A 10,827-nucleotide genomic window follows, 5' to 3' on the forward strand; every position below is an offset into this window, starting at 1 on the left:
GACCTTTCGGGCCGCCTGATCACGACCCTGGTGGACGACACTTTGACGGCCGGTCGTCACGCTCTCGGCTGGGACGGCACAACCTCCCGCGGGACGGGCGTGGAGTCCGGCGTTTACTTCTACAAACTCGATACCGAAACCAACAGCGCAACCCGGCGACTGGTCCTCGTTCGCTAAAGAGTGGCGAGATGACGAAAGGGACCGGCGACGGTCCCTTTTTCACGGCGGAGCGAACCGAGCGAACCGAGCGAACCGAGCGAAGCGAGCTACGCCCCGGCGAACCGAGCTACGCCCCCGGCGAAACGCTCGCGTACGTCGTATAATCGAGCCGGTGCGACCGGTGCGAGCTGGTCGGTACGAGGGAGGCTTCATGGAACCCGGAAAAATCTACGTCGCCGGGGAATGGACACCGGGGAAAGCGGAACCCATCGCCGTCACCAATCCTTACACGGGGGAGGAGGTCGCGTTGGTCGGCGCAGCGTCGGCGGACCAAGTGAGGACGGCCTGCTCGGCGGCGAAAAACGCCTTCACGGAATACGGCCGCTGGCCGGCACACCGGAGGACCGAGGTGGTGGCCGGTCTCCGCGACGCCGTCCGGGGACGGAAAGAAGAATTGGCCCAAATCCTAGTCGCCCAATGCGGCAAGCCGATCACCCTGGCCCGGGCCGAGGTGGAGCGCAGCATCGAGACGCTGACCCTGGCTTCCAAGTGCCCCCGCTGGATGTCCGGTCACGAGGTACCGCTGGATTCCTCGCCCGTAGGCCGGGGGATGCTCGGGCTGGCCCGTCGGGTTCCCATCGGGCCGATAGCCGCCATCACCCCGTTCAACTTCCCCTTGAACCTCACCGCGCATAAACTGGGCCCCGCCCTGGCCGTGGGCTGCACGGTGGTGCATAAGCCGGCCTCGGCCACGCCGCTGGACGCCTTCGTGCTGGCGGAGATTCTGGACGGCCTGGGCCTGCCGCCCGGCACGTACAACCTGGTGCCGGGCCGGGGAGCCGATGTTGGGGAGCCGCTCTGCGCGTCCAAGGAGCTGCGGGCCATCACCTTCACCGGGTCCGGCGACGTCGGACGCTGGCTCACCACCCGGGCGGGAATGAAGAAGCTGACCCTGGAGCTCGGCTCCACCGCCGCGGCCATCGTCGCAGCCGACGCCGACCTGGACTTCGCCGTCCCGCGGCTTGTCCGGGGCGCCTTCAGTTTCGCCGGCCAGAGCTGCATCAGCCTCCAGCGCGCCTTCGTCGAGCGGGGGATTTTCAATGACTTCTGCGACCGCTTTATCGGAGAGACGGAGGCGCTGGGCGTGGGCGACCCGACGCGGGAAGACGTCCTGGTGGGGCCGATGATTTCCGCCGCCGAGGCGGACCGGGCCTTTTCCTGGATCGAGGAGGCCCGGGCGGGTGGAGCGATGGTGCTCACCGGGGGGACGCGCGAGGGGAACGTCATCCGGCCGACGGTCCTCGCCGGCGTGCGGCTGGAGATGAAGGTCGTCGAGCGGGAGGTCTTCGCCCCCGTGGTGAGCCTGGTACCCTACGACACGCTCGACGAGGCCATCGCGTGGACCAACCGGAACGACTACGGCCTGAACCTCTCCATTTTCACGAAAAATCTGGACGCGGCGCTGCGGGCTGCGGACGAGCTCGAGGCCGGGGCGGTGCTGGTCAACGAGTCGCCCACCTGGCGCGCCGACATCATGCCCTACGGCGGCGTCAAGGGCTCGGGGATGGGCCGGGAGGGGACGCGCTACGTCTTCGGTGAACTCACCGAGCCCAAGCTCATCGCCTTCCGGAGATAATAAAACGAGGCGGTCCGCAGAGGACTCATCCTACGGGGCCGCCCTACATTCCCCTCCACCCGTGGGAGGAACATCCCCTCACAGGCCGGGGGCGAGGGCTCTGGCCAATAACCCCGGACGCTCGTAAATAATCCGTATATAATAAAGAGATAAGGTATTATTAAAGGCGAAATTATATGCATTATTACCCGTAACCTTACTCGTTCTTGCCGAACGAGACGCCGCACCGGACGGTAACTCTACCACGCCCTACCGCCGCCGGTGAGCTTGGACGTTAGCCATACACGTAAGGAGAATGCTCGATCATGACATCAAAACAACAACGGGAAGCCCTGGAATACTTCAGGAAGCACGCCGAAGAATGGAGGTCGAAAGCCGAGGGACTCGGGAGCACCGAGGTGAATGTCATCGAGCAAAGAAATAGGTACGTCCTTGCGATTGCGGATGAGAATCCCGCGATGCGGTCGTTTCTCGATGTCGGGTGCGGCACGGGAGAACTCGTCTGCCATGTCGCCAGACGCGGAGTTGACGCCGTTGGTGTGGATTACGCACAAGAGATGATAGATTTGGCATCCCAAAAAGCTATTGATGAGGCCGTTACACAAGCCAAATTCATGTGCTGTTCCATCTTTGACTTCGAGATACCCAGTAAAAGCTATGACCTTATTTCAGCAAATGGTTTCATCGAATATATCTCTCAGCAAGAAATGAACACCTTTTTCGATCTCGTCACGGATGCCCTTGCTCCAGGGGGTTCGTTCGTCGTCGGCTCTCGCAACCGCCTCTTCAACCTCGTCTCCATGAATGATTTCACGCTGCAAGAACTGGAGGTCGCCGATATTGAACTTCTCATCAGGGAGGCGGTGAAGTGGACTACCGCAAAGCGGATTGCGGATGTTCTAAGTGCGGATTGCGCGCCGCTCCAGGCACCCATGACGGAACAAGCGAAGACCGGAATTGACGTAATGACGCGATTCCAATACACCCCATTACAGTTGATCGGTTTATTGCGCGCCAGAGGCTTGCAAGCTGTCGAGGTGTATCCCGTGCATATTCACGGCGTACCGCCTTCATTTTGCGAGACGAACGCACAGATTCACTCATCCATCGCCGACCTGCTGCAAGTTCACGCCAGACACAACACACAGCTTCTCGTGCATGCGTCCGCATTTATGCTGCACGTCAAGAAAGAAGAATAGTTGCAGAGCGTTCTTACAATCGTCATGTACCATTACGTGCGGATTCTCCGATACTCCCGTTATCCTGAAATCAAGGGCTTGTCCATAAACGACTTTGAAGAGCAGATAAGCTACATCAAGAAACACTACAACGTCATCAGCGGCCAAGAATTGATGGACGCGATCGTCGAAGGTGCGCCACTGCAGCCCCATCCGCTCATGCTGACCTTCGACGATGGTTACATAGACCATTTCACGGAGGTATTCCCGGTTTTAGATCGAGAGAACCTGCATGGGTGCTTCTTTCCAACAGCCAGGTGCATACTCGAGCACAAAGTGCTCGACGTGAACAAAATTCACTTTGTGCTCGCGAGCGCCCCTGATAAGCGATCTCTCGTCGAGCACATCTGTAATCGTATTGATGAAAGCCAATCCCGCTACGACCTGCCGGCATCCTCTGCGTACTGGGAGAAGATAGGTAGGCCGAGTCGTTACGACACCGCCGAGGTCATTTTCTGTAAGCGCACACTGCAGCGCGAGTTGCCGCTCGAACTGAGAAAAGCCATTACAGATGAACTATTCAGCCGATATGTAACCGGCGATGAAGACTCTTTCTCGCGAGAACTGTACATGAATCGTGACCAGATCCGAGCACTCCAAGAATGCGGAATGTATGTGGGATCCCACGGATATGATCACATCTGGCTGAATACTCTTTCCACTCAAAAACAAGAAAACGAAATTGATAAGTCACTCGAGTTTCTCGAGTCTGTCGGTGGGAATGATCAACGCTGGATCATGTGCTATCCCTATGGGGCATACGACGAATCTCTGCTATCGGTTTTGAAGTCCCGTAACTGTGTTGCCGGGCTGACCACGGAAGTCGGTGTCGTCTCTCCCGGTAAGAACAATGCACTCACACTGCCCCGCCTCGACACCAACGATCTGCCGAAGGACTCAAACGCGGATGCTAACGAGTGGACTCTCAAGGCTAAGGGATAGAGACGGCTGATAAAGCGGCGGCCCGCAGAGGACTCGTCCCACGGGGCCGCCCTACACATTCAGAGGGCTAGGGTGAGGGGCAATTAAACGGGCGGGTGTGGACACCCGCCCCTACGAATAATGTGTGAATCCCGCGTCTACCCCGTAGGGGCCAACCTTTAGGTCGGCCCTAGAGCGTTCCCAATGGAGCGCAAAGCGACGCTACCCCGGTTCGTTTAACAACCGCTCCACCAGCTCGTTGACCAGACCGGGGTCGGCCTTGCCCCGGGTGGCCTTCATCACCTGCCCCACGAAGAATTTCTGCAACTGGGTCTTGCCCGCCAAATACGCCTCGCGCTCGGTGGGGTGCTCCGCGATGACCCGCCGGACCGCCTCCTCGATGCTGCCCTCGTCGGAAATTTGCCCCAGGCCGTGCTTTTCCAGGAGCTCCACCGGCGAGCCCTCATCCCGGTACGCCCGCTCCAGGACCTCCTTGGCCGCCTTCCCGCTGAGCTTCCCGCTCTCGACAAGGTCAATCAATTCCGCCAGTCGAACCGGCGTCAGGGGGCAATCGCCGAAGCCGCGGTTCTCCTCCTTCACGAGCGCCGCCAGGTCGCCGTTGACCCAGTTGGCGGCCGACTTAAAAGGAGCGCCGGCACCGACGACCGCCTCGAAGTAGCGCAGCCGGTCCCGCTCCGCCACCAGCACCCAGGCGTCGTAGCCCGAAAGACCGGCGGCGTGCAGACGCTCGCGCGCCCGCTGGGGCAGCTCGGGCAGCCCGGCCCGTATCTCCTCCACCCACTCCCGCGGAATCGCGAGCGGCGGGATGTCCGGCTCGGGGAAGTAGCGGTAGTCCATCGCCTCCTCCTTCACCCGTCCGGGCAGGGTCGTCCCCTCGCGGTCGTCCCAGTGCCGCGTCTCCTGAATCACCTTCCCCCCCGAGGCCAGAATCCCCGTCTGGCGCTCGAACTCGTACTCCAGCGCCGCCTTGACCGCCTTGAACGAGTTCAGGTTCTTCACCTCAACCTTGGTCCCCAACTTTTTCGAATCCGCCGGGGCCGCGGAGATGTTGGTGTCCACCCGCAGCGAGCCCTCCTCCATGCTGCACGAGGAGACGTCCAGGTACTCCAAGGTTTCTTTCAGCGCCGTGAGGTAGGCGTGGGCGACCTCGGGGCTGGGGATGCAGGGCTCGGTGACGATTTCCATGAGCGGCACCCCGGAGCGGTTGAAATCTATAAGCGTGCCGCCCTTGGAGAAGTGGACCGCCTTGGCGGTGTCCTCCTCGAGGTGCACCCGGCTGATTTTTACGACGGTGTCGGCCCATTCGCCGTAGCGCTCCAAGGGGAAGCGGAACTCTCCCCCCCACCCGACGGGCACCGGGTGCTGGCTTATCTGATAGCCCTTGGGCAGGTCGGGGTAGAAGTAGTTCTTGCGGTCGAAGTGGGTGTTTTCGGAAATTTCGCAGCCCAGAGCCAGGGCGACGCGGACGGCCTTCTCGAAGACGCCGCGGTTGGGGACGGGGAGCGCGCCGGGCTGGCCGGTGCACACCGGGCAGACGACCGTGTTGGGCTCGGCGCCGAACACGACGGCGCAGCCGCAGTAGGCCTTGCTCGCGGTATCGAGCTGCAGATGAACCTCGAAGGCGATGGTGGGCCGATAATCGGTGCTCACGAAAGCCTCCGCCTCAGGGGATGACCGCCAGCTTGCCCACGGCGTCTCCCTTTGGTCCTTGAGCATAGTAAATATACACGCCGCCCGCCAGGGGGACGCCGCTGGAATTCGTCGCATCCCAGGTGTGCCGCCAGGTGGCCAGGCCGCCCTCGACGAAGGGCCCCTCGTCGGCCGTCCCCTCGTAGACCAGCGAGCCCGCAATATCGTACACCCGGATCAGCCCGCCGGCCGGCATCCCGGCGAAGGTGAGCGTCGTGTGCCCTCGACCGGGACGGAAGGGATTGGGATACACGTAGGGATCGCGTGGCTCCAGGGCCACCTCGTCGGCGAAGAGCGCCTCGGCGGCGGCGAAGGCCGTGGCGAGCCGGGCCGCGTGGAGAATCTGGCCCGGGCTCAGCGTGTCGCGGGTGTCGTGGACGGTGCCGATGTTGTAGTTCCGTTCGTCGTCCTACGGGTAGTACTCGCCGAGGAGCACCGCCAGGAAACCGGCGTCCCAAAAACCCACCGCCTCCAGGTCGAGAATCGCCCGGCAGTCGAAGCCGGGGGTTTTCGCCAGGAACCTGCGGCCGCCCGACTGGCCTAAATCTCCCCCCGAGTAGCGGGTGGCGGTGAAGAGAAATCCCAGGTCGCGCTCGGTCTCCAGAGCGCCCAGCGCCTTCGCGGCGACGAGCGCCGCCGCCGTTCCCGAGCCGTTGGCGTCGGCCCCCGGCGCGTCGAACCAGGGGTTCTCCGAGGTGCAGTCGTAGGGCGCGATTACCAAAGGACCCGGCTCCCCCGAGGCGCCGGTTTTGTGGGCGAAGACGTTCACCGCCGGCGGCAGGCCCAGGTCGTCGATTCTGTTCGTCCAACCAATCCCGCCGTCTTCGGTCAGCTCGAAAGCGCCGTACCCCGCGGCGAACCAGCGTTCGGAGTCCATGGCGACGAGCGCCGTCCGGTTCCCCTCGTCGGGGAGGTCGGACGGCTCGCGCAGATACTCCCAGGTATCGCCGCCGTCGGCGGTCGCGAGCACACAGCCGCCGTAGCCCACCGCCACGGCGTTCGTCGCCGACAACGCCACGACGTCGCCTAGGTACTCGTACTCCGGGCCGTCGAAGCGGTGGACCGTTTCCCAGCTCGCGCCGCCGTCGGTGGTGCACAGGATGGTCTCGTAGTCGTTACCCACGGCGAAACCGGTGTCCGCGTCGGCGAGGGAGAGGTTGACGACGAGGGGGCCGTCGGCCGACCAGAGCTCCCAGGTCTCCCCGCCGTCCGTGGTCCGTGAGATGCATCCCCGGTATGGGGAGCCTGTCGTCCCGCCGCAGAGCCAGCCCGTATCCTCGTCGAGGAAGAACATCCCGAAGCAGACGGCGCCGGCCGGGAAGCCGTGGTTCAAATAATTCCAGTGCTTCCCGCCGTCCGTGCTCTTCAGGGCCGCCATCCCGTCGGGGGTGTAGCCGGCGAGGTAGATCACGTCGGCCGACGGCCGCGCCAGCGCGGTGACGGTAAGGTTACCTTCTCCGGGAAGCTCGAAGGCCGTCCAGGTCGCCCCGCCGTCTTCGCTCTGGAGAAGGGTTCCCGAGGAGCCGGCGGCTGAAACTTTCGATGGGTCGGCGGCGGCGTAGGCGACCTCGTACAGGCTCGCTGGAACGGATCCGTCGTCCCGTCGCGTCCAGGCAAAACCTCCGTCCGAAGATGTGTAGATGAGCCCGGCCTGCCCCACGGCGCAGAGATTCTCCCCGGCGGAATCCGCGTCGGAGAAGACCAGCGTGGTGAAGAAGGGGTCCTCGGTCACCTCGTAGCCCCAGGCTCGCAGGGAGGCGGCCAGCGAGGCGCCGGTATCGAAGCAGCCCGAGGTTGGGGTGAAGCGGGTGTCCTCGGCGAGGACGAGGTCGAGGGCGTCCTCGACGTCCCCTGCGTTGACGAGGTCCACCAGCGCCGCCACCTCCTCGGAGTAGGGCGCCGGCGAGTAATCCTGGGCCGCGGGGGACGGAGGGCCCTGGGTCGTCGAAATGAACTCGCCGTGGGGTGAAACAGCCGTCTGACCCGCGGCGAGATTAAAAAGTGCGATGGATAAAAGCGTCAGTCCACGCAAAGCGGGCCGTCCTAGCCGACGGTGCTGAAGATGTTCAACAGGAGCTGGAGGAGCTCGTTGCTCTCGAGCTCCATCTGCTGGCGGAGGAAGCGGCGCCCTTCGACCCCGAAACGTACCAGGCGCTGGTAGGTGAAGCTCTTCGTGAGGTCCCGCCGGTCCTGCACCGAAACCACCTCGTAGCTGCCGTTCCGGCGGGTCAGGAGCCCCAGATCCAAAAAGATGCTCAGGGCCAGCCGGGCCTCCCCACGGGTCAGACACCGGTCGCTCAGTTGGACGATGATGTCGTCGTTGAATGGACCGTCCTTGGGCAGGTCGCGGTATACCTCCGCCAGACGCACGCGGTCCAGCGTCTTGTGTTGCCACTCCTTGACGTCGTGCCGCTCGTAGAGGAGAACCAGGTGCAGGTTCCGGGCGATCCGCCCCAGCTCCCGCAGGAGAATCGCGTCGTAAGGGTTGTCGAAGGGATCGCAGACGCAGGCCCACACCTCGGGGAGAACCTTGAATCCGCCGACGGCCAGGGTCTCCCAGAAGAGGTAGTGCCGATTGTCCAGATCAATGGGGACGGTGGCGGGGAGATACCCGCGCAGGGCGAGGAAGCGCTGGATGGTCCTGCGGCGGTTCGAGCCGGCGTAGATGACCGTCGGCCCCGCGGCCACGATCTCCAGGAGGTCGTCCATGGTCTCCGAATCGCGCCGGTCGTCCACGGACACACCGGAGGGACCGCTCTCCACCCGCTCCTCCAGGTCGAAATCCAGTACGCGGAGCTGAATGTTGGAGCCGGCGTGGAAGGTGTTGCGCTCCACGTGGAAGGCGACGTCGAAGGGACGGCCGCGGGGCAGGTAACTGGCCAAATCGGCCCGCCCGAAGGCGATGGCCTCCAGCGACGCGCCGTCCTGGGAGAGTACGAGCTTGAGATGGTTCTTCCCCACGACCCGGGGCTCGTCGGCCAGCACGACCCCACCGGCGTTGAACACCGGCTCGGGGTTGCCGATGCCGTAAGGATCGAGTCTCTCTATTTCCCACAGGAGCTGCTCGTTGATGGCGGTCAGGCGGAGCTCGGCGTCAATCTCGAGGAGTGGGTGGGGCGCGATGGGCCTGCGCCGGGCGATTTCGTTGATCCGTAGCCGGAGCTCCGGGAGGTTGGCGAACTTGATGCGTACGCCGGCGGCGTGGAGGTGGCCGCCATAATCCTCGATGACGTCGGCGCACTCGTCCAGGGCGCCGATGACGTCGAAATCGCCGTATCCCCGGGCCGAGCCTCGGCCCATCTCGCCGAAGACGAGCGCCGGCCGGGAGAAACGGTCGGCCAGCCGGGCCGCGACTATCCCCACCACGCCCGGGTGCCAGTCGTTGCTCCCCACGACGATGACCGGCACCACCTCGAAGGCGATGTCGTCCTCGGCCAGAGCCATGGCCTCCCGGGTCGTCTCGGACTCGATCAACCGCCGCTGACGGTTGAGCGACTCCACGCGCATCGCCAACCGGTAGGCCTCGTCGGCGTCCTCGGAGAGCAAGAGCTCTACCCCGACCTCGGCGGTGGCGATGCGGCCGGCGGCGTTGAGCCGCGGAGCCAGAACGTAGGAGAGCTGCTTCGCCCCGATCCGCCTCCCCCCCAGACCGGCCGAATCTATGAGCGCGGCCAGCCCCAGGCGGGGGATGCTGTTCATCCGGGACAACCCGGCCACCACCATGGCGCGGTTTTCGTCCACCAGGGGCGAGACGTCGGCCACCGTGCCCAACGCGACGAGGTCCAGGTACTCCTCGGGATCCGGCCCCCGGCCGAGGGTCATGGAAAGGGCGCTGATGACCTTGAAAACGGTCCCCACCCCGGCCAGACCGGAGAAGGGATAACCGGAGCCGACGACGTTGCCGTTGATGATGGCCAGGGCATCGGGCAGCTTCTCGTCGGCGAGATGGTGGTCGGTGATGATGAGGTCCAGCCCCAGCTCCCTGGCATGCCGGGCGGCCTCGTGGGCTGTGACCCCGCAGTCGTTCGTCACGAGGAGGCCGTACCCGGCGGCCTTCGTCTCGGCCACCACCTTGGGGGAGAGGTCGTACCCCTGGGTCAGCCGGTTGGGGACCATGTGGCCGACGCGGGCGCCGATGCGGCGGAGGAAGTCCACCAGCGCCACCGTGCCCGTGATGCCGTCCACATCGTAATCCCCGAAAACGAAGATGCCCTCGCCCTCTTCCACCGCCCGAATGATCCGTTTGACCACCGTCTCCATCTGGAGGAACTTGAACGGGTCGTGGTGGACGGCGCCGGAGAGGAAGGAAAATGCCTCGGCGGGATTGCTCACGCCGCGGTTGAGGAGCACCTGGGCCGTGACCGGGTGGATGAGGAGCTCGCGGCAGATGCGGTGCCGACCCCGCCAGTCGGGGGGCGACGCCCTCCACTCGAAACGCTTCGCTCCTCCAAGGCCCACCATGTTCGACTCTTTCCGGTCCCGCTCCGCCGGGGAGCGGGGAGATTAACCCAGAACGTCCCGGTGGTCCACCGGGGGACGGTAAGGCTTGACGTACCGCTTGATGAAGGCCAGCACCTGGTCGCGGTTCGTGCCTTTCGGGTTTTCTTCGCCTGGGGCCGGTCCGAACCAGAGGTTCACCCCGCGCCAGGGGTCCAACCGGCTCGGCCGGTAACTCGGAGTGAGCATCACTCCGAACCGATCGGCGTAGTAGCAGCGGAAGTGGCTCCAGGGCCGCCTGAAGCGGAAAAAGAGCCGGCGCCAGACCAAGCCCTCGCCGTCGAAGGAGTAGCTCGAGGGCAGGAAAAACCCGTTGAGGACGAAGAAAATCACGGCTCCGCCGGCCAGCCCGATTGCCGGACCACCGGCATAGTAGATGAGGAAAATCACCATCAGGCTCAGGACCACGATCCCGGCCAGGGCCCGCCAGGGGTAAAGCGCCGGGGGGTACACCCACCAGGACAGCTCGTCATTCTCTTCGGGCATCGGTCATCCTTGCAGGATCTTGCGCTGGAGCTCCACCAGCTCGTTGATCCCCTTGGTGGCAAGATCGAGCAGCCGGTCGAGGGCGGCGCGGTCGTAGAGCTTGCCTTCGGCGGTGGCCTGGACCTCGATCAGGTTTCCGGCGCCGGTCATCACCACGTTGGCGTCCACGTCGGCGGCCAC

9 protein-coding genes are annotated in these 10,827 nt (G+C 64.1%); 3 read left to right on the top strand and 6 right to left on the bottom strand.

Features of this window, described 5'->3' with window-relative positions; all coding sequences use genetic code 11:
* The first annotated feature begins 370 nt into the window (after window positions 1–370).
* From NTW26_07800 to NTW26_07810, 3 genes are all read left to right on the top strand, one after another.
* Window positions 371–1,795: an aldehyde dehydrogenase family protein gene (locus NTW26_07800; GenBank protein ID MCX7022157.1), complete on the top strand. Its 1,425-nt coding sequence runs from the start codon at window positions 371–373 to the stop codon at window positions 1,793–1,795.
* A gap of 305 nt (window positions 1,796–2,100) precedes the next feature.
* A complete protein-coding gene (locus NTW26_07805; GenBank protein MCX7022158.1) occupies window positions 2,101–2,994 on the top strand; it encodes a class I SAM-dependent methyltransferase in 894 nt (297 codons plus the stop codon).
* Entirely contained in the window at window positions 2,995–3,975 is a 981-nt protein-coding gene (locus tag NTW26_07810) for a polysaccharide deacetylase family protein (GenBank protein ID MCX7022159.1), read from the top strand. It abuts the gene before it with no gap.
* Window positions 3,976–4,176: 201 nt separating this feature from the next.
* Here the strand turns inward: NTW26_07810 and gatB are convergent, their stop codons facing one another.
* The 6 genes from gatB to NTW26_07840 all read right to left on the bottom strand — a co-directional run.
* Window positions 4,177–5,625 carry an Asp-tRNA(Asn)/Glu-tRNA(Gln) amidotransferase subunit GatB gene (gatB, locus tag NTW26_07815; protein ID MCX7022160.1) on the bottom strand — a complete coding sequence of 483 codons (1,449 nt, stop codon included), beginning with the start codon at window positions 5,623–5,625 and terminating at the stop codon, window positions 4,177–4,179.
* Between the two features lie 13 nt (window positions 5,626–5,638).
* Window positions 5,639–5,944: a hypothetical protein gene (locus NTW26_07820; protein ID MCX7022161.1), complete on the bottom strand. Its 306-nt coding sequence runs from the start codon at window positions 5,942–5,944 to the stop codon at window positions 5,639–5,641.
* A 129-nt stretch (window positions 5,945–6,073) separates the two neighbouring features.
* On the bottom strand, window positions 6,074–7,696 hold the full coding sequence (locus tag NTW26_07825) for a YCF48-related protein (GenBank protein ID MCX7022162.1): 1,623 nt from the start codon (window positions 7,694–7,696) through the stop codon (window positions 6,074–6,076).
* Window positions 7,697–7,707: 11 nt separating this feature from the next.
* Window positions 7,708–10,125, bottom strand: a complete 2,418-nt coding sequence (gene recJ / locus NTW26_07830) for a single-stranded-DNA-specific exonuclease RecJ (protein MCX7022163.1) — start codon at window positions 10,123–10,125, stop codon at window positions 7,708–7,710.
* A 42-nt stretch (window positions 10,126–10,167) separates the two neighbouring features.
* Complete coding sequence (locus NTW26_07835; GenBank protein ID MCX7022164.1) at window positions 10,168–10,647, bottom strand: hypothetical protein; 480 nt, start codon at window positions 10,645–10,647, stop codon at window positions 10,168–10,170.
* 3 nt (window positions 10,648–10,650) lie between these two features.
* Window positions 10,651–10,827, bottom strand: a 177-nt coding sequence (locus tag NTW26_07840) for a ribonuclease PH (protein ID MCX7022165.1), incomplete at its 5' end; no start/stop codon positions are given.

The organism is bacterium, from assembly GCA_026398675.1.
Classification (GTDB): Bacteria; RBG-13-66-14; RBG-13-66-14; order RBG-13-66-14; family RBG-13-66-14; genus RBG-13-66-14.